Below are 18,008 nucleotides of genomic sequence, written 5' to 3'. Positions count from 1 at the left end.
CTCCTTATTTCCAGCCTGCAAACCACATATCTTTGCCGAAATCTTTATCTAAAATATCTCGAACTTGCTGTGAGTTTTGGAAAGCTTGAATAAATTTCTCTAACTTTTGATTTTTGTCTTGATAATCGGTACGTGTCACAAAAAGAATGGCGTACTTTTTATCAACGGGATCTAAAAACAGGGCACTATGCGGATCGGCTTTTTTTGCCATATTTAAGTAATGTGGAAAACCAAAAATCAGATCTGCATCATCATAAGCTAAAGCTGTTTGTGGACCTTCGACTTCTAAAAACTTCAACTGTTTAGGGTTTGAAACAATATCCTGAAGTGTGGAAAGTTCATTGTTGATGTCTTTGATTTGAATTAACCCAGCACGATGTAGCAGGATCAAAGCACGCGCAGAGTTAACGGGGTCACTCGGGATGACAACACTAGCATTTTGAGGTAAGGCTGCTAAGGATTTATATTGTTTTGAATATAAACCGACATGGCTGCCGCTACCTGTACCAAAAGCATGCAAATCGTAATTGGTTTGCTTAATGGCATTCTTTAAAAATACACTTTGTTGGAAAAAGTTAGCGTCAATGTCACGGTTTTGTACCGCAACATTGGGTGCTTGCCAATCTGAAAATTCGACCAGTTTGACATGGATACCATCTTTCTCTACCTCTTTGGCAACCGTTTGTAGTAATTCGGCATAAGGTGGGCTAATGCCAATCGTGAGTACATTATCCTTTTGTTGATTTTGTACATAACGATAGGCAAAAAGTCCTAATAATACGATGACAACAGCAAGACCAATCAGCAGGTTCTTGTTTTTGAGTTTGGAAACTTGGGACATGAGTTATTCCTTATTTCCAACCTGGGAACCATAAATTTTCACCAATATCATCATTTAAAGCCTGTTTGACCTTGTCTGAAGTTTGGTAAATTTTTACAAACTCTTTTAACTGTTTGGCTTTTTCTGGGTGCTTTTGCTCATAGTCATCTTTTACAACAAACAAGATGGCATAACGTGTATTGGTATTATCATCGAGTAATAATGCTTTGTTTGGATCAATGGTTTTTGCAAGACGTAAATAAAGCGGGTAGCTAAATACTAAATCAGCATCATCTACAGCACGCGCAGTTTGAGGTCCTTCAACTTCAATAAATTTAAAGTTTTTAGGATTTGAGCTAATGTCTTGTAAGTTTGATAAATGGTTATTCGGATCTTTCAAGGTGATGAGTTTAGCCTGTTGTAAAAGTAACAGTGCACGACCTTGGTTGACTGGGTCATTTGGAATTACTACACGTGCATTTTCAGGTACCGCCGCTAAAGAATCATATTTTTTAGAATATAAGCCCACATGAGTTGCAACACCTGTGGCAATCGGTTTCAGTTTAAAATCAGTTTCTTTTAACGCATTGTTTAAAAATGGTTGGTGTTGGAAATAGTTTGCATCAATATCACCATGATTTAGTGTGATATTCGGTGTGTTCCAATCTGAAAATTCCACCAGTTTAATATGAATCCCTTGTTTCTTGGCTTCCTCTGCTGCAACTTGTAAAGGCTTGGCAAAGGGTGGGCTAATACCAATGGTGATTTCTTCTGAACCGGCTTTTTTATGTTGGTTCCAATAAAAAAGTCCTGCAATCACGGCAATAATGATCACGCCAAGCAAAATAAATTTATTCTTGGAGCCTGATTTTTTGGATGGATTACCATTAGCAGGTGAGTTTATTTGAGTCATGTGACACCCCTTAAAGTGAAATTATTCAATTCATCATGTTTGCTGATTAGGTTATTTAGGCAGTTTGCTTTTGCCGATCTGCCGTTTCGATGCTGTTGTTATGATTTGATTTTTGACATCGAAAATCAGAAGCAGGGTGTTGTTGGGTTAAATGATCACCCTGTTTAAAGATTTTGTTGCGTAAAGAACCACTTTCATATTTGGTTTTAAATCTGCCACGTTGTTGCAGTTCAGGAATCACAAAACGAATAAAGTCATGATGTGATTCAGGCGCAACAGTACGCGTTAGGTTAAAGCCATCAATACCTGTTTCATCAATCAACTGAATTAATTTTTCAGCAATTGTTTCACCACTTGCAACAATCAGTGGATAACGACCACCGAGTTGATGCTGTGCTTTAAGATCGTTAGGCGTGATCTGGTTTTCCTTAAATTTATTATTGACTGAAGCAATACTATTGGTTTGTTGATATGGGATGGCCTCATCATCAGCATATTTGGATAGGTCGATACCGACTGAACTTGAGAAATGTGCTAAACCTGCTTCTGGACTTGCATAGCGGGCATATTCAGCTAATTTCTCTTGAGCTAATTCATCTGTTTCTGCTGTAACCACTGTGATTCCCACAAAGATTTTAATATCTTCTGGATTACGGCCTTGCTGCACAGCCAATTCTCGAATCTTATCCACTTGTTGTTTGATTTTTGCAGGTTGATCACCTCCAATAAAGACACATTCCGCATGACGTGTGGAGAATGCTAAACCGCGTGGTGAAGCGCCTGCTTGAAAGAGCACAGGGGTACGCTGTGGTGAAGGTGAGACTTGGAAAACACCTTGGCTTTGATAAAAGCGCCCTTGATGGTTAATTTGATGAACTTTTTTAGGATCAGTAAAAATACGCTTTTGCTTATCTTTTTGTACTGCATCATTTTCCCAAGAACCTTCCCAAAACTTATAGCAAAGCTCTAAAAATTCTTCAGCTTGTTCATAACGTAAGTCATGATCTTTTAGACCTTTTTGTCCAATCAAGCGTTCAGCACTGTCCAAATACCCCGTCACAATATTCCAGCCAATCCGACCTTGTGTCAGATGATCTAAACTCGCGAAGCGCCGTGCGAATTGGTACGGTGTTTCATAACTTAGGTTTACGGTCACACCAAAACCTAGATTTTGGGTTACCGCTGCCATTGCGGAAATCAGGGTAGATGGGTCATGACTCGGCAGTTGAATGGACTCTTTTAAGGTTAAATCTATACTATTCTGGTAGACATCATAAACACCGGTAATGTCTGCGATAAACAGCCCATCAAATAAACCTTGCTCCAAGGTCTTAGCGAGATCAGTCCAGTAATTGAGCTCATTAAAACGATGAGATTCATCACGCGGATGGGTCCATAAGCCGTGATTGATATGGCCGACACTGTTCATATCAAAAGCATTGAGTAAGATTTGTTTTTTAGGTGCTGTATGTTGAGATGTATTTGTCATTACAATGTCCCTCTGCGTGGTGGAAGGATGTTGTTTAATAAATAGTTTCCAATAAAATAATATTTCCAGCGTGATGCATCATGCAGTGTATGTACCCGTACATTGCGCCAATGTCGATCTAAACCATCGGCACGTTGACTACCACGACTTCCAGCCAACTCGATCAATTTTGAAGACGCTTTTAATGCTGTTTCTGTACTGTGTGCACGGACTTTAGCTACATCTAGTGAGGCTTTGGCAATATTTTCAACTGTAGGTTGTGGTTTTGCCGCATCAATAGATTGAGCAGCTTGTTTTAATAAAACCTCACTTGCTCTTACATCCGCAGCAACACGGCCTAATTCATAAATGGTCAGTGGATCTTGGTCTGCATGTTCTACATTGGCATCAATCCATGCGCGCGCTTTTTTAACCCGTTCTATTGTTTCTTCAAAAGCTGCACGTGCAATGCCTGTTTCAATCGCAGCATGCATAATTTGTGCAAATGGCCCAACGAGGGTGGGTTCAGAAAATGCGGTGTCAAAACGAATGACATATTCAGATTCCACAAAAACTTGATTGAATTTAACGGTGCCACTGCCTGTGGTTTTTTGTCCAAAGCCTGACCAATCATTGATACGTTGTAAGCCTTGTGCATCGGCAGAAATAAAAGCCAAATATTCACGTTCTTCAGCATCACGGACTAATGTCGGAATGCGATGGGCAAATAGACTGCCCGTGCAATAGAACTTTTCCCCATTGACCACATAACCATGTTCAGTTTGACTAATTTGGGTATGCTTTTGTGCAGCAGTCTTGGTCTTAAATTCAGCGAGGGCATTGCCAAAACGAGCGCCTTGAAGTACTTCGCTATAGAGTTTTTTCTTTTGCTGCTCGGTGCCTGTATTACGTAATACTTCTAGTGCATAAAAATGGTTTTGTGGGATTTGACCAATAGAGCCATCTACGCCACTGAATAATGCAATTATTTTAGCAACAGTATGACTAGAGACCTCTGCACCACCATATTGCCGTGGTACTGTGATCGCCCATAACCCGGATTGACTAAAAGCTTCAACCTCATCAAATGGTAAAATTCTTTCAGCATCACGGAGTACTGCATTTTGTTTAAATTGCTGACTCAACTGTTGCGCGATTTCTAAAGCTTCTTGATCATTTTGAATAATATGTGCTTGCGCAAAGGGATGATTGTGTACATCCAATGTTTTATTGATATCTTGATAAGTTGTCATATATATTTCCCTGATGAGTAACAAAGTCGTTTAACTTTAAATCCACGCATGGCGCTGATTTTGCGTACCATTTAAGTAATAATTTCCAATGGCATGAAGTTTCCAACGCACAGGGTCATGTAAGGTATGCACACGAGCATTACGCCAGTGTTGATCGAGATTATGAGTTTCTAGGCTTGAACGACTACCGCCCAATTCAAGTAATTTTTCAGAAATAAGTAGTGCTGCATCATTGGCATACACTTTTGCCTCAGCGACGATAATGGAGGCTTTACTGGCTTGTTCAGGACTGACGATGTCTTGTGAATCTAACTGATCTAAATATTCTGAGGCTTCATCGAGCAATAAAATCGATGCATCGAGTAAGATATTGAGCTTACCGACTTCTTGTAGGGTATACGCTTCAAAACTGGCTTTATCCACATTGGCATCAATGATTGGGCGTGCTTTATGGATTGCAGATAAAGTATCTGCAAAGGCAGCTTCTGCAATGCCCACATCAATCGCAACCTGAATCAGTTGTGAGTACGCCCCACGATATTTTGACGCATCGGCAAGTGGTTTTTCATCCATAATAAGATCTGGATGAACCACAACATTCTTTAAACGCACTGTGCCACTTGCTGTTGTACGTTGTCCAAAGCCATCCCAATCATCAACAATTTCAACACCGTCAGCTTTTGCATCAATAATCGTTAAAACAATATGACCATCTGGGTGAATTGCACGTATCGCCAACCAATCGGCAAAATATGAACCCGTTGAATAAAACTTCTCACCATTTAAAAGGTATTGACCATTGATCTGTTCTAAACGTGTTTCAATGGTGCGGGTATCTTTGGTATTGCGTTCTGGGCCACCATTAGAAAGCCGTTTACCATTTAAAATTTCAGTATAAATAAACTGTTTTTGCTGTTCATTGGCAATATGCTCAATGGCATTTAACAAGCCAAATTGATTTTGAGGAATCTGACCAACACTGGCATCTGCCTTGGATAAAATACGGAAAACATGCGCAAGGGTTTTATTTGAAACTTGAGCGCCACCATATTTTTTGGCAATACGAATTCCGCCTAATCCTTTGAGGCTTAATTCTTGAATGACATCAACAGGTAAAATTCGTTGTTGATCACGTATATTTCGTTCTACCAAAGCAAAATCAGCAACTTGGTAAGCTGCATTTATTGCTTGTTGATCGTTTTGGATCACAAAGGCTGAGGTAGAAGAATTCAAACTAGACATATTGGCACCTTTTAATAGATACCAAAACGCTAAGCAATATTGTGGTAAAAATTAAACGAACTATTGTGCTTAACTTATCTAAAAATATTGTTAGGATAAAAATCGCAAAGTTTTTTAATATTGAATATAAGTTAAATAATTGAAATTTATTATTTATTTTGAGTTTATCAGGTCTGAATCTTAGTCAGAGTTAGCTTTGTTATTCCTATCACGAATAAAGAATAAAGAAACTGATATAACCATAGAATAAGCATTGGGTCATATGACGAGCGATTGAAGTAAAAAGTACATTGTAATTCAGGTGATGAATGTCTAAAGTACACAAGATTACTCAGGATTAATCTTAACTTTTAGATTTATCTAAGCTTTTAATTAAAAAAATAATTTGGAGACTACATGCGTACGTTGTACCAATTCCCACTCTCGCATTACTGTGAAAAAGCCCGTTGGTTGCTTGATCATAAAGAATTGGATTTTGTTGCGCAGAATTTAATCCCAGGTGTCCATCGAGCATTTGCACAACTTAAAACAGGGCAAAACAAGCTGCCTATTTTAAAAGATGGAGAACGTTTTATTGCGGGGTCGACTCAAATCGCATTGTATCTAGATGACGTTTATCCTGAACATCGACTGCTTCGTACAGATCACACGCTTCGCGAAAAAACCTTAGAAATTGATTTGATTGCCAATGAGTTAGGTATTCATGTACGCCGTTGGGGATTGGCACATGCTTTAGCAGAAGGCGATGAACCGTTAGAAATTATGATTGGTGAAAAAGGCTATTTACGTCAATTTGAAAAAATTTCAAAACCTATTCTTAAAACCATGGTTTCAAAAAGTTATCAATTGGACAAAGAGAAAGTCGAAGAATCTAAATACAATTTAGAGCTGACTATCGACAGTTTAAATAAGATTTTGATTGATAACGGTTGCCGTTATTTTGTTGGCGATCGCCTTGGTTTGGCAGATATTTCAGTATGTTCAATTCTTGCGCCGTTATTAGAATTACCTGCGACACCGTGGGAAAAGGAATATACAGAAAATATTTCTCAAGAATTTACCGAATTTAGCCAACATTTGTTAGAACTGCCTTTAGGGCAATACGTGAAAAGAATTTACGCCACTGAGCGCAATGCACGTGTAGATTGGCGAGGAATGTAAGATTTCAAAGCAAGAAACTCTCCAATTTACTGAAAAATTAAGTATCATAGTGTGGAATTGGAGATTTTTTAATGCAGAAGTTCGTAATTTTAGGTGCGATAAGCACTGTTTTATTGATGGCGGGTTGTACTGAGAAAAAGCCTGCAACTCCTGAAGAAATTTGGAAAGGTTACTGTACCAGTATTGGTAATGCTGCACGTTCTATTACTTTAGATCGTCAAAATGGGATTACCAAGAAAGAAGCAATTGAATATGCAAATAAAGTCACTGATCCAACAACTAAGGGCTTTGTACTTGAGTATTTAGAGAAAGTCTATGCATTATCAGATGCAGAGCTAAAAGCGGATAAAGATGCAGTTCAAGCAAAGTTTAAGAACGAAGCATTTGAACAATGTCTAAATACACCGCATGATCCGACAAAAATGCCAGATTATAAACCGTTCTAAGGAGCGGTTTTTTTATGGCTTAAAGCACAACAAGCAGGATATATACCTGATCAGCAGACAATGAAAGAATACGATTTGTGTACATTAGAAACGTGAAGTTTGAGTAATCAGTACATGCAGGCTTTTGAGTCCTGATTCTTTTAAACCATTTAAGTGTATTTTTGAATAAAGATTACGATGACGTGGTTTTTTTATGTTGAGTTATCGAGAATATATAAGTAATCGACAAGCCTCGTCACAAAAAATGATTAGCATAAAAATTGAAAAGCATATATACAATATAGAAATAGAAAACAAAAAGTAGCATAGGAGTGAGACAATGGAAGTAGTTGCTTATTTACATAATGCAGATTTGCTCTTAGAAGATGACAATGGTGTCGCTGTGATTAGCGGAAGTCATTATGTGCTGAGTTTAGGTGATCAAGTTTTTTTCCAAGAAGTCATTGATGAACGAGCAAAGTTATACCAAGTGAAAATTTCATTTGCGTGTACTGAACATTCAATGTTTCATGAAGATGAAGTGCAAATGAAATTTGAAGGTTGTCGTACAGAATTCCAAAAGTATGTAGACAGTACGACAGTCCACTAAGGTGGAATGTACTTTGTTCTAAAAAAAAGGCAACATATGTTGCTTTTTTTATGGCTGAAATAGTCTAAAGGCAAGGTAAACATAACTTCAATCTTATTAAAGTGAAGTTCATGTTTTACAAAGATTATATTTTTAGAGCTTTTTCAAATTAATTTGAGAAATAATTTACATAAACGTCTGATGAAAGCGTACTGTGTAGATCTGTAGTAAAATGAAGCGAAAAGTGATGAGTATTTATTTATAAAATAATGGTCATCACGAATTAATACGCTCATTGCATTAACTTTTGGCTTGATTTTTAGTAAAATTTGACAGTCCATATTGCCTGTGAAGCTTTAATAAGCAGGAATTCACAGGTAAATTTTTAAAAAGAGGAATTACACCGTGCTAGAAGCTTACCGCCAACACGTTGCAGAACGTGCCGCACTCGGAGTCCCACCGAAGCCACTTGACGATGCTCAAACTGCTGACTTGGTTGAATTACTAAAAAATCCACCAGCGGGTGAAGAAGCATTTTTAGTAGATTTGCTTGAAAACCGTGTTCCAGCAGGTGTTGACCAAGCTGCATATGTAAAAGCTGCTTTCTTGACTGCTGTTGCTAAAGGTGAAGCGACTTCTCCATTGGTTTCTAAAGAGCGTGCGGTTTACTTACTAGGTACTATGCTTGGTGGTTATAACGTAGCACCTTTGGTTGAATTGCTTGATGATGCTGCACTTTCAAGCTTAGCTGCTGAAGCATTGAAAAAAACGCTTCTTGTATTTGATGCGTTCCATGACGTTGCTGAAAAAGCCAAAGCGGGTAATGCAAATGCACAAGCCGTTATGCAATCTTGGGCTGATGCTGAATGGTTTACTAGCCGTAAAGACGTTCCAGAAGAAATCAAACTTACTGTTTTCAAAGTAACTGGCGAAACAAATACTGATGATTTGTCTCCTGCACAAGATGCTTGGAGCCGTCCAGATATCCCATTGCATGCAAACGCAATGCTTAAAAACGTACGTGATGGTATCAACCCAGAAGTTCCTGGTGAAGTTGGTCCATTAAACCAAATCAAAGAACTCATCGCAAAAGGCAACCAAGTTGCTTATGTTGGTGACGTTGTTGGTACGGGTTCTTCTCGTAAATCTGCGACTAACTCAGTGCTTTGGTTCTTTGGTGATGACATTGCTCACATCCCGAACAAAAAAGACGGTGGTTACTGCTTAGGTTCTAAAATCGCTCCAATTTTTTTCAACACAATGGAAGATGCTGGTGCGTTACCTGTAGAAATTGATGTTGCTAACATGAACATGGGCGATGAAATCGTTCTTAAAATTGATCATGCTGCTGCAAAAGTCACTGCATTTAAAGCAGGCGAGCAAATCGCTGAATCTGAGTTGAAAACGCCTGTTCTTCTTGACGAAGTTCGTGCGGGTGGTCGTATCAACTTAATCGTTGGTCGTGGCTTGACAACTAAAGCGCGTGAAGCTTTAGGTCTTCCAGCATCTACTTTATTCCGTGTTCCAGTTCAACCTGAAAACACTGGTAAAGGCTTTACTCAAGCTCAGAAAATGGTTGGTCGTGCTTGTGGTCTTCCAGAAGGTCAAGGCGTTCGTCCAGGTACTTACTGTGAACCGAAAATGACGACTGTTGGTTCGCAAGATACGACTGGTCCGATGACTCGTGATGAATTGAAAGACTTAGCTTGCTTAGGTTTCTCTGCTGATCTTGTGATGCAATCGTTCTGTCACACAGCTGCATATCCAAAACCAGTTGACGTTCAAATGCAACATACGCTTCCTGATTTCATCATGAACCGTGGTGGTGTTTCATTACGTCCAGGTGACGGTATTATTCACTCTTGGTTAAACCGTATGCTTCTTCCAGATACAGTTGGTACTGGTGGTGACTCACATACACGTTTCCCAATCGGTATTTCATTCCCAGCGGGTTCTGGTCTTGTCGCGTTTGCTGCTGCAACTGGTGTTATGCCGTTGGATATGCCTGAGTCTGTACTTGTTAAGTTCAAAGGTAAAATGCAACCTGGTATCACGCTACGTGACCTTGTACATGCAATTCCTTACTACGCGATTCAAGCGGGTGACTTAACTGTAGAGAAAAAAGGTAAGAAAAACATTTTCTCTGGTCGTATCTTAGAAATCGACTTAACAGAAATGGAAACTGACTTAACTGTAGAGCAAGCATTCGAACTTTCTGATGCTTCTGCTGAACGTTCTGCTGCTGGTTGTTCAATCACACTTTCTGAAACGAAAGTTGCTGAATACTTGAACTCTAACATCACAATGTTGAAGTGGATGATTTCTCAAGGTTATGGCGATGCACGTACTATGGCACGCCGTGTTGAGAACATGGAAAAATGGTTAGCAAATCCATCACTTCTTCAAGCTGATGCTGATGCTGAATACACTAAAGTGTATGAAATTGATCTTGCTGACATTAAAGAACCAGTTCTTTGCTGCCCGAACGATCCAGATGACGCTAAACTTCTTTCTGACGTTCAAGGCGTTAAGATCGATGAAGTGTTCGTTGGTTCTTGTATGACGAACATTGGTCACTTCCGTGCTGCTGGTAAATTACTTGATAAAGTACCAGGTGGTTCATTGTCTACTCGTTTATGGTTGGCTCCACCAACACGTATGGACGAGCATCAATTGATGGAAGAAGGTTTCTATAACATTTATGGTAAAGCTGGCGCACGTACTGAAATGCCAGGTTGTTCATTATGTATGGGTAACCAAGCACGTGTAGCTCCGAACACTACTTGTGTATCGACTTCTACACGTAACTTCCCGAACCGTTTAGGTCAAGGCGCAAATGTTTACTTAGCTTCTGCTGAGCTTGCATCTGTTGCTGCGGTACTTGGTAAATTACCTTCTCCAGAAGAGTATCAACAATATGCTGCTCAAATCGACAGCATGTCTGCTGACATCTATCAATACTTGAACTTCGACAAGATGGGCGAGTATACAGATGCTGCTAAAGACATCGATACTAAGAAAATTGCTGCTGCTCAATTAAGCTAATTTATTGAAAAATAGATTAAATTGAGTTAAAACTAAGGGCTGATTATTCAGCCCTTAGTTTTTAGATATAGTGTGTATAGAATTGAAATGATGCAAAAATTAATAACAGTTTTAAAGGATTTATCAGAAGAGTTTAATCTCGAATATTATGACTGGGGAATTCCAAGTAGTTGTCCAATAGAAATTCCAGAACTAAATGACTCTAATTTTGAAAAAAATAGATACCTAAAATAAAATTTAAAAGATTTTTTATTAAAACAGCAATCTTTAGATTGTTATTATTGGATTATCCAACAGTGGGGTGGCATAGGTTCTTTTAAGCAAAATGACGTTAATGATGCCAGAATCAAAAAATTTATAATTGAAATGGGGCAAGATAAATTAACTAAAAATTCATTTGATTGTATTTCTTCATTTTCTAAAGTTGCATCATTTATTAATCCTGATAATCATGCAATTTATGATTCAAGAGTGATTTATGCATTAAATTGGTTAATTTTTAATTATGCACCTGAAATAGAGTTGTTTTATCAACCTTTAGGGAGAAGCTCTGAGTTAGCTAAATATGACATGCAAACGATTTTTCGATTAAGTAAGAAAAAATATGTGTATAGAAGTAATAAAAGTGCTTACCAAGACTATTGTAAATTGATGAAAGTGTTATCAATTGAGGTTTATGGAAAAGGCAGTAAGCCATATTTACTGGAAATGCTTCTTTTTGTAATCGCACCAATTAAAATTGTTGGAGAAATTGAGGCTAAAGTTTCTGTTGCTATAAATTATTAAATATTAATAAAATAAAAGGTATTGGTGAGTATTATGCTTTAAATATGGAATACTCATATTTTTAATATGTTATTGATAAAAATGCTTAACTATACATTTTTATAATATCAGCCATCATATTTTTAAAATCTAAAATAACGACATAATGATTGATGCTCGATGGATCAAAATCAGTGTTTACAGAATCAAATAATGCATTTGTTAGTGAGTTGATTTCTAGGTCATCGACAAGACAAGATGAATCTAAATTAAAATACTCAATATAATAATTAACTTTTATTTTTGCATATTCTGAGTATTTAAAACCAGATAAAATGAGTTGTTGATCATCATTGCTTAGATTTTTTGAACATATGGTAAATAATAATGCCATACAGAAGTAGTCAAACTCATCTTTATTAACCACTAAAATATTTAAATCCATAAAATAGTTTTTAAGCATACTTTGAATCAAGGCAAATGAACTTGCTAAATCCGCAGATAAATTTTGAATAATATTAGAATACGTCATCATTTTTTTAAGTTTTAGTGAATCAATGTGTATTGTATTGCAAAACTATTGTTTTGTAAAACAATACTTATGGTGCAGAATATATTGCATTGCAATACGTCTAAGATACTTTGTTAAGCTAATATCAAAGAATGAATATAGGTCATGCAATACGTTATTTGAGAAAACGGAAAGGCTGGACTCAGCAGCAATTAGCCGATTTTTCTAATACTTCAAAAAGTAATATTTCCAATCTTGAGAATGGCAATCAAGGGTACAGTCCTGCAATACTCCAGTACCTTGCTGAGGCTTTTAATTGCACTGTAGCGCAATTGTTTTTATTGGCAGAAAGCTTAGATGATGATGAAAACATTGCTGAAAACTGGGATCAGATGCCCATAGATGCACTATTCATACAACTGCCTAAAGATATTCAAGATAATTTAAAACAGCTTATACATAGCTTGATTAAGAATAAATCTTAATTCTATATCTACTTATTTATTAATATTCTACGATTGATTTTCAGCTTCTATAGTTATTTCATTATGCATAATGATTTTAAGCAATTTAATCTAACTTGATATAATTGAAATCAGCATGTATGTGTCTTTGAAATTTATCACTTTTATATACTAACTGTGTTTTAAAATAATAATACTAATTTAACTTATTGATCAAATGATCAGACAATAAAAAGCCCCTTATTCAGGGGCTAGTCGTATAGATCACTCTATACTTATATAAGGCTCATCTCATACTGGTTGTATTAAAACACAAAATGAGATATTCAGCCATAAAAAAGATGAGCCGTAGCTCATCTTTTTTTACACAAGAAAATTAATGTGCATTTGCTACAGCAGGTGCAGCAGCGGCTGTCGCATCATTTGCAGCTTTACGAGTAGGTGTGTAGTTTAAACCTAAAGTCGAGCTGGTATATGTACGCACTTGATCAAGCAGAGCAGGGTTGGTATTTAAATCCTGTTGATAAGACTTCACAATCTCATGCAATTTTGGATTCCATTTACCTTTCACTTGCTCAGGGAATGCTTTTTCCATCAAGCTCAACATAATGTATGGAGAGGTTGATGCACCTGGTGAAGCACCAAGAAGGCCAGTGATTGAACCATCTTTAGAGGTGAAGATCTCTGTACCGAATTGTAGTGTTGCAGGTTTACCCGGTGCTTTTTTGATGATTTGAACACGTTGGCCAGCTTGGCTTAAAGTCCAGTCTTCAATTTTTGCATCTGGATAATACTTTTTCAATTCATTGAACTGATCTTGCTTAGACATTGCCACTTGGCTGACTAAATATTTCACCAAGTCCAGATTTTCCATACCAATGGTTGCCATTGGAATCACATTGTTTTTGTTGGTCGCATCAATCAAATCAAACTGAGAACCATTTTTTAGGAACTTGTTTGAATAGGTTGCGAATGGACCAAACAATACATACTTTTTACCATCAACATAACGAGTATCAATGTGTGGTACAGACATTGGAGGTGCACCTAATTCAGGCTTACCATAGACTTTTGCAGTATGTTGTGATGTAACAGCTGGATTGTCTGTCATCAAGAAAATACCACCGATCGGGAAGCCAGCATATTGCTTAGTCTCTTCCAGACCTGTCATTTGCAATAATCTAATCGCAGCACCGCCCGCACCAATAAACACATGACGAGTTTTAACATGGCTGGTTGTGTTGGTTTTTAGATTTTTAAACGATACAGTCCAAGTTTTGTCTGCATTTTGACTAATACCTGTTACTTCAGATGAAGTTTCAAGTTTGAATTTAGGCTGTTTTTTCAAATGATCAATTAATTGAGTTGTAATTGAACCATAATTTACATCAGAACCTACGTCCATACGTGTTGCAGCAACTTTTTGATTTGCATCACGGCCTTGCATAACTAGAGGCGCCCATTGCTTAATTTCAGCAGGATTTTCAGTATATTTTAATCCTTCGAACATTGGGCTTTGGCTCATCGCTTCATAACGTTTTTTCATGTAGTTCACGCTATCACCCCAAACAAAGGCAATATGTGGTACAGGATTAATAAAGCTGTTTGGTTGACCCAACACGCCATTTTTGACCTGATAAGCCCAGAATTGTTTACTTACTTCAAATTGTGAAGCAGTATCAATGGCTTTTTTAATATCAACTTTACCGTCTTTTTCAGGGGTATAGTTCATTTCCATAAAGCCAGAGTGTCCCGTTCCTGCGTTGTTGAATCCCGCAGAACTTTCTTGACCTACCTGATCCAAACGTTCATACATATTGATGGTCCAGTCTGGTTCAACTTCATTGAGGTAAGTCCCCAAGGTTGCACTCATAATACCGCCACCAACAAGTACCACATCTACAACTGGTTCATCTGCTGTTGTGTTGACTTTTTTAGAAGCAATTGGTCTGAATAAAAAGATCAATCCAATAACAAAAATAACCCCGATGACAATCAGTAGGTATTTAAAAAATCTCTTCATATATTTCCTGTTTCATCAAGTTTTAATAATATTGTAATGTAGAAAAGTTACATAAATGTTAGTTTGTGTAATGATTTTTTTCGTAAATGATTTAAATATATGAAATAATTTGTTTTTAAATTTGTAAAGATGTGTACAAAAAACAACCAGATTAAAATTTGATTAGTATATTTGTGTAATAAATATTCAAAAAACTCTTAGACTAAAGTACTATTTTTTGTAGGTGTTAAGCTTTTTGTAGCGTTAAAATGGCTAAAAAATATGCTGAATAGAAGAGTTTTCCAGCCTCAATATGAAAACTCTTCTCAAGATTTTTTTGCTTATTCAATCATCATGAGGTCTGATTTATTTTCAAGCTTTAAAGGACGTAAAGCAAAAATAGAGCGGGTATGACGAATACCTTTCATTGAATATAAATTTTTACGTAAAAAGCGCTCATAATGTTCAGCATTTTTCACCGCAACTTTGACCAAATAATCATAATCGCCTGTTACCAAGTGCGCTTCTACAACTTCAGGCATTTGACTGAGTGCATCACTAAATTGTTCTAAGATCTCGTCATCATGACGTTCTAAGGTGATCTCAATAAAAAATAGTTCATTAATCCCGATGGCTTTGGCATTTATGGTTGCAGTATAGCCTTCAATGACATTTAAAGATTCTAGACGTTTAACACGTGTCCAACATGGCGAAGAGGAGAGTCCAACCAGTTCAGAGAGCTGAGCGACCGTTAAACGACCATCTTTTCGAAGTGCCGATAAAATTTTGCGATCAATCCTATCTAAAGTGTACTGACTTTCATTCATGAGCTTTACCACAGAAAATATTTTCGAGAATAATGGAATATATGAAAAATCATTCCGAAAATACTGAAGATTTATATTAAATACGGGAAACATTCCATTCAGTAGAACGCTAGAATAAACTTATCAAATCAAAGACATTTGGGAGACTGGCTTTGATTTAGCGGATAGTATCTTTAGAGGAAAGGGTGCCTTTAACGATACTGTCCGCGACCTTATTCTACGCTTTAAAAAAATTATAAAAATAGTTTTAAAAGGATAAAATTCAACCGTGCCTTCACAAATTGCATATGATTCAATAAGACATTGTAATCTTATTTAGGGTCTGTAGACATTTTATAAATGGCTTGCGTTGTAGGTTAAAATTGAGCAGGCAAGGCAGGAAACGAAGAGAATAGCGAGACTATTTTCGAGGTTCATAACGTAGGCTGAGATAATTTTAGCCACAACCCTGAGCAAGAACAAAGCACTGCTTTGTTTGCAGCGCAAGGCGCAGCGGGGGACTAGCGTGTTTTTTGCCGCTACGTCGTTACCTTGCGAAACAGTGTTTCTCATCATTTAGAATGACTAAATTTCGTATCTCGCGCCTAGTATCGCCTAAAAAACACACATAGTCGCAAACATAGACGAATTGTCAACAGACCCTATTGTATAACAAAAAATTATGCAATGAATAAGATATATTTATACTTTGAGTTCGATGCTTAAACAGTCAAAATAATCAACAAAATTGTAAACTCAAGCAGCTGAAGATGTGCAATTAAATCGAGAAGTATTAAGATGATTTATCTTTAAAATAAAGAATAATGCATGCGATTCACAGCTTGGTACACACTCCGAAAATTTGTATATGACAATTTGCATAATGAAGATTATGAAACGTGGTTTAGTCGTGCGATCAATTTCTCTTTGATTTTTCTAATCATTGGTAATGTTGTCGCGGTACTTTTAGAGTCAATCAATGATGTTTATAAAGCCTATCAGCTTTACTTCGATGCTTTTGAGGATTTTTCAATCATTGTCTTTACAGTTGAATATATTTTACGTTTTTGGAGTGTTGCAGAAAAAGAACCGTTTGATTCTGAATGGAAAGTACGTTGGAAATATGTGACCAGTGGTGCTGCGATTATCGATTTACTGGCGATTTTACCTGCATATATCAACCTCTTTGTGCATATTGATTTGAGATTTTTGCGGATTCTGCGCTTACTGCGTTTATTAAAACTTACCCGATATTTTATTTCATTACAGATTCTACTGCGCGTTATAGAACGTGAAAAGGGTTCATTTCAAGCCGTGATTTTTATTTTGGTGATTATGATCGTGATGGCGGCAGCAGGCATTTATGTTGTCGAAGGTCGTGCACAACCTGATGTCTTTAGCTCAATCCCTGCATCTATGTGGTGGGCGGTGGTGACGCTCACTACTGTGGGTTATGGTGATGTAACGCCAATTACCCCACTTGGACGCTTCCTTGGTGCTTTGATTACCATACTCGGTGTTGGATTGGCCGCTTTACCCGCTGGTATCTTGGCAAATGGTTTAGCCAATGAATTGGAATTAAGAAAGCAACAACTGGAGTTAAAGTTTCGAGATCTGTTAGAAAGCTGTGAAATTGACATCATTCATGATGAAGACAAGATTGATGATATTCGTAGAGATGTTGGCTTATCTGCTGAACAGACGCGAGATATTGTTTTACAACTGATTCGTGAACGTAAAGAACAGGAATTGGAAAGAGAAAAAAACAAGTATTGTTTCTGTCCAAATTGCGGTTATAAGTTACCTGAGTGAGTATTTAGATGAATCAACTTAATTTTTCAGAACAGCAGAAAGCTAAATTCGTGAGTATTTTTTCTGAAAGTTTAGGCCTAGATATTTTACAAAACCGATTGCAATCATTTTTTGAGGAAGTTTTTCAAAATTATTCATATTTAAAACTTCCTCAAATGAATATCGTGTCTACAGCATCTTTAAAATATCAAGTGTATTATCAAGAACCTGATGCCGATCCTGAAACATTAAGTATTGGTATAGGACATTGGAATATCTATATCTGGAGAACTTTGGATGGAAACTGGTGTCTAGATGATTTGTATGAAGAACCAATCGAAATCGTAGCAGAGATTTTAACTTTGTGTCCTTTGTTTTCAATGATTCCCAAAACTGTGAAAACTCTCAAAGAGCTATTGGAATTAGGAATGATTTTAGAACAGCATTTATTTCAATTACCGAAATTTTCGGAAATTCGACCTGATGATTGTCGCGAAGTATTGTCATGGGATGGGCGTTATTTGTTAACAGGTAATAAAGTCGAAAATTTGAAGTTGTACAGCTATCGTGAATGGAGTCAATTGATTCAGCGTGAAAATTTTTTTAATAATGAATTGACCCTAAAATGAAGATGAGTGACCGTCATTTATAAAAATATGAGTAGTGAATTATCTTGGATCCGTAGTCATCATCTGCATAGCACTATCCATTCTTACATTGGCCGAGACGAATCAATCCTGGCTTTATCTGCTC

At 37.0% G+C, this 18,008-nt stretch carries 17 protein-coding genes; 9 read left to right on the top strand and 8 right to left on the bottom strand.

From position 1 onward, the window contains the following. Nucleotides 1-4 precede the first annotated feature (4 nt). From F981_RS09450 to F981_RS09430, 5 genes are read right to left on the bottom strand one after another with little or no spacing between them, the layout of a single operon-like run. Nucleotides 5-841, bottom strand: coding sequence for a MetQ/NlpA family ABC transporter substrate-binding protein (locus F981_RS09450; protein ID WP_004720921.1), 837 nt, complete (start codon nucleotides 839-841; stop codon nucleotides 5-7). A gap of 10 nt (nucleotides 842-851) precedes the next feature. Beyond that, complete coding sequence (locus F981_RS09445) at nucleotides 852-1,733, bottom strand: MetQ/NlpA family ABC transporter substrate-binding protein (protein ID WP_004720919.1); 882 nt, start codon at nucleotides 1,731-1,733, stop codon at nucleotides 852-854. A 55-nt stretch (nucleotides 1,734-1,788) separates the two neighbouring features. Next, nucleotides 1,789-3,222 carry an LLM class flavin-dependent oxidoreductase gene (locus F981_RS09440; protein WP_004720918.1) on the bottom strand — a complete coding sequence of 478 codons (1,434 nt, stop codon included), beginning with the start codon at nucleotides 3,220-3,222 and terminating at the stop codon, nucleotides 1,789-1,791. Beyond that, nucleotides 3,222-4,454 (bottom strand): SfnB family sulfur acquisition oxidoreductase, encoded by a 1,233-nt coding sequence (locus tag F981_RS09435; RefSeq protein ID WP_004720916.1) that lies wholly within the window; start codon nucleotides 4,452-4,454, stop codon nucleotides 3,222-3,224. The genes F981_RS09440 and F981_RS09435 overlap by 1 nt, the downstream gene beginning before the upstream one ends. Before the next feature lie 36 nt (nucleotides 4,455-4,490). Beyond that, nucleotides 4,491-5,696, bottom strand: a complete 1,206-nt coding sequence (locus F981_RS09430; RefSeq protein WP_004720914.1) for an SfnB family sulfur acquisition oxidoreductase — start codon at nucleotides 5,694-5,696, stop codon at nucleotides 4,491-4,493. 396 nt (nucleotides 5,697-6,092) lie between these two features. On the opposite strand from F981_RS09430, the gene F981_RS09425 reads away from it, so the two are divergent. The 6 genes from F981_RS09425 (at nucleotide 6,093) to F981_RS09405 (ending at nucleotide 11,702) form a co-directional block, all read left to right on the top strand. After that, nucleotides 6,093-6,857, top strand: a complete 765-nt coding sequence (locus F981_RS09425) for a glutathione S-transferase family protein (RefSeq protein WP_004720912.1) — start codon at nucleotides 6,093-6,095, stop codon at nucleotides 6,855-6,857. Nucleotides 6,858-6,928: 71 nt separating this feature from the next. Continuing rightward, nucleotides 6,929-7,303, top strand: a complete 375-nt coding sequence (locus tag F981_RS09420; protein WP_004720910.1) for a hypothetical protein — start codon at nucleotides 6,929-6,931, stop codon at nucleotides 7,301-7,303. Nucleotides 7,304-7,622: 319 nt separating this feature from the next. After that, nucleotides 7,623-7,892, top strand: a complete 270-nt coding sequence (locus F981_RS09415; RefSeq protein ID WP_004720907.1) for a hypothetical protein — start codon at nucleotides 7,623-7,625, stop codon at nucleotides 7,890-7,892. Nucleotides 7,893-8,276: 384 nt separating this feature from the next. Then, nucleotides 8,277-10,916: a bifunctional aconitate hydratase 2/2-methylisocitrate dehydratase gene (locus F981_RS09410; protein WP_004720906.1), complete on the top strand. Its 2,640-nt coding sequence runs from the start codon at nucleotides 8,277-8,279 to the stop codon at nucleotides 10,914-10,916. Nucleotides 10,917-11,003: 87 nt separating this feature from the next. Continuing rightward, on the top strand, nucleotides 11,004-11,150 hold the full coding sequence (locus F981_RS23715) for a hypothetical protein (RefSeq protein ID WP_155767766.1): 147 nt from the start codon (nucleotides 11,004-11,006) through the stop codon (nucleotides 11,148-11,150). 132 nt (nucleotides 11,151-11,282) lie between these two features. Further along, the gene (locus tag F981_RS09405) at nucleotides 11,283-11,702 is read left to right on the top strand and encodes a hypothetical protein (protein ID WP_004720903.1); all 420 of its coding nucleotides are present in this window, start codon (nucleotides 11,283-11,285) and stop codon (nucleotides 11,700-11,702) included. Between the two features lie 85 nt (nucleotides 11,703-11,787). On the opposite strand, the gene F981_RS09400 is transcribed toward F981_RS09405, so the two are convergent. After that, nucleotides 11,788-12,216 carry a hypothetical protein gene (locus F981_RS09400; protein WP_004720901.1) on the bottom strand — a complete coding sequence of 143 codons (429 nt, stop codon included), beginning with the start codon at nucleotides 12,214-12,216 and terminating at the stop codon, nucleotides 11,788-11,790. 128 nt (nucleotides 12,217-12,344) lie between these two features. Between F981_RS09400 and F981_RS09395 the strand changes: the two genes are divergently transcribed. Next, nucleotides 12,345-12,677: a helix-turn-helix domain-containing protein gene (locus F981_RS09395; RefSeq protein ID WP_004720899.1), complete on the top strand. Its 333-nt coding sequence runs from the start codon at nucleotides 12,345-12,347 to the stop codon at nucleotides 12,675-12,677. 355 nt (nucleotides 12,678-13,032) lie between these two features. Here F981_RS09395 and mqo read toward each other — a convergent pair whose 3' ends face one another. Further along, complete coding sequence (mqo, locus tag F981_RS09390; RefSeq protein ID WP_004720897.1) at nucleotides 13,033-14,679, bottom strand: malate dehydrogenase (quinone); 1,647 nt, start codon at nucleotides 14,677-14,679, stop codon at nucleotides 13,033-13,035. Nucleotides 14,680-14,999: 320 nt separating this feature from the next. After that, on the bottom strand, nucleotides 15,000-15,485 hold the full coding sequence (locus F981_RS09385) for an Lrp/AsnC family transcriptional regulator (protein ID WP_004720894.1): 486 nt from the start codon (nucleotides 15,483-15,485) through the stop codon (nucleotides 15,000-15,002). A gap of 807 nt (nucleotides 15,486-16,292) precedes the next feature. Between F981_RS09385 and F981_RS09380 the strand changes: the two genes are divergently transcribed. Next, nucleotides 16,293-17,276 carry an ion transporter gene (locus F981_RS09380; RefSeq protein ID WP_004720891.1) on the top strand — a complete coding sequence of 328 codons (984 nt, stop codon included), beginning with the start codon at nucleotides 16,293-16,295 and terminating at the stop codon, nucleotides 17,274-17,276. An 8-nt stretch (nucleotides 17,277-17,284) separates the two neighbouring features. Next, entirely contained in the window at nucleotides 17,285-17,884 is a 600-nt protein-coding gene (locus F981_RS09375) for a hypothetical protein (RefSeq protein WP_004720890.1), read from the top strand. Nucleotides 17,885-18,008: the final 124 nt, after the last annotated feature.

It is taken from the genome of Acinetobacter guillouiae CIP 63.46, assembly GCF_000368145.1.
GTDB lineage: Bacteria > Pseudomonadota > Gammaproteobacteria > Pseudomonadales > Moraxellaceae > Acinetobacter > Acinetobacter guillouiae.
The sequence above is the reverse complement of the archived record's forward strand: the minus strand, read 5'-3'. Positions and strand labels throughout refer to the sequence as shown.

Excerpts from the sequence above, each read along its gene's own strand:
- F981_RS09450 (WP_004720921.1), bottom strand. The coding sequence starts at position 841 with ATGTCCCAAGTTTCCAAACTCAAAAACAAGAACCTGCTGATTGGTCTT.
- F981_RS09445 (WP_004720919.1), bottom strand. The coding sequence starts at position 1,733 with ATGACTCAAATAAACTCACCTGCTAATGGTAATCCATCCAAAAAATCA.
- F981_RS09440 (WP_004720918.1), bottom strand. The coding sequence starts at position 3,222 with ATGACAAATACATCTCAACATACAGCACCTAAAAAACAAATCTTACTC.
- F981_RS09435 (WP_004720916.1), bottom strand. The coding sequence starts at position 4,454 with ATGACAACTTATCAAGATATCAATAAAACATTGGATGTACACAATCAT.
- F981_RS09430 (WP_004720914.1), bottom strand. The coding sequence starts at position 5,696 with ATGTCTAGTTTGAATTCTTCTACCTCAGCCTTTGTGATCCAAAACGAT.
- F981_RS09425 (WP_004720912.1), top strand. The coding sequence starts at position 6,093 with ATGCGTACGTTGTACCAATTCCCACTCTCGCATTACTGTGAAAAAGCC.
- F981_RS09420 (WP_004720910.1), top strand. The coding sequence starts at position 6,929 with ATGCAGAAGTTCGTAATTTTAGGTGCGATAAGCACTGTTTTATTGATG.
- F981_RS09415 (WP_004720907.1), top strand. The coding sequence starts at position 7,623 with ATGGAAGTAGTTGCTTATTTACATAATGCAGATTTGCTCTTAGAAGAT.
- F981_RS23715 (WP_155767766.1), top strand. The coding sequence starts at position 11,004 with ATGATGCAAAAATTAATAACAGTTTTAAAGGATTTATCAGAAGAGTTT.
- F981_RS09405 (WP_004720903.1), top strand. The coding sequence starts at position 11,283 with ATGGGGCAAGATAAATTAACTAAAAATTCATTTGATTGTATTTCTTCA.
- F981_RS09400 (WP_004720901.1), bottom strand. The coding sequence starts at position 12,216 with ATGATGACGTATTCTAATATTATTCAAAATTTATCTGCGGATTTAGCA.
- F981_RS09395 (WP_004720899.1), top strand. The coding sequence starts at position 12,345 with ATGAATATAGGTCATGCAATACGTTATTTGAGAAAACGGAAAGGCTGG.
- mqo (WP_004720897.1), bottom strand. The coding sequence starts at position 14,679 with ATGAAGAGATTTTTTAAATACCTACTGATTGTCATCGGGGTTATTTTT.
- F981_RS09385 (WP_004720894.1), bottom strand. The coding sequence starts at position 15,485 with ATGAATGAAAGTCAGTACACTTTAGATAGGATTGATCGCAAAATTTTA.
- F981_RS09380 (WP_004720891.1), top strand. The coding sequence starts at position 16,293 with ATGCGATTCACAGCTTGGTACACACTCCGAAAATTTGTATATGACAAT.
- F981_RS09375 (WP_004720890.1), top strand. The coding sequence starts at position 17,285 with ATGAATCAACTTAATTTTTCAGAACAGCAGAAAGCTAAATTCGTGAGT.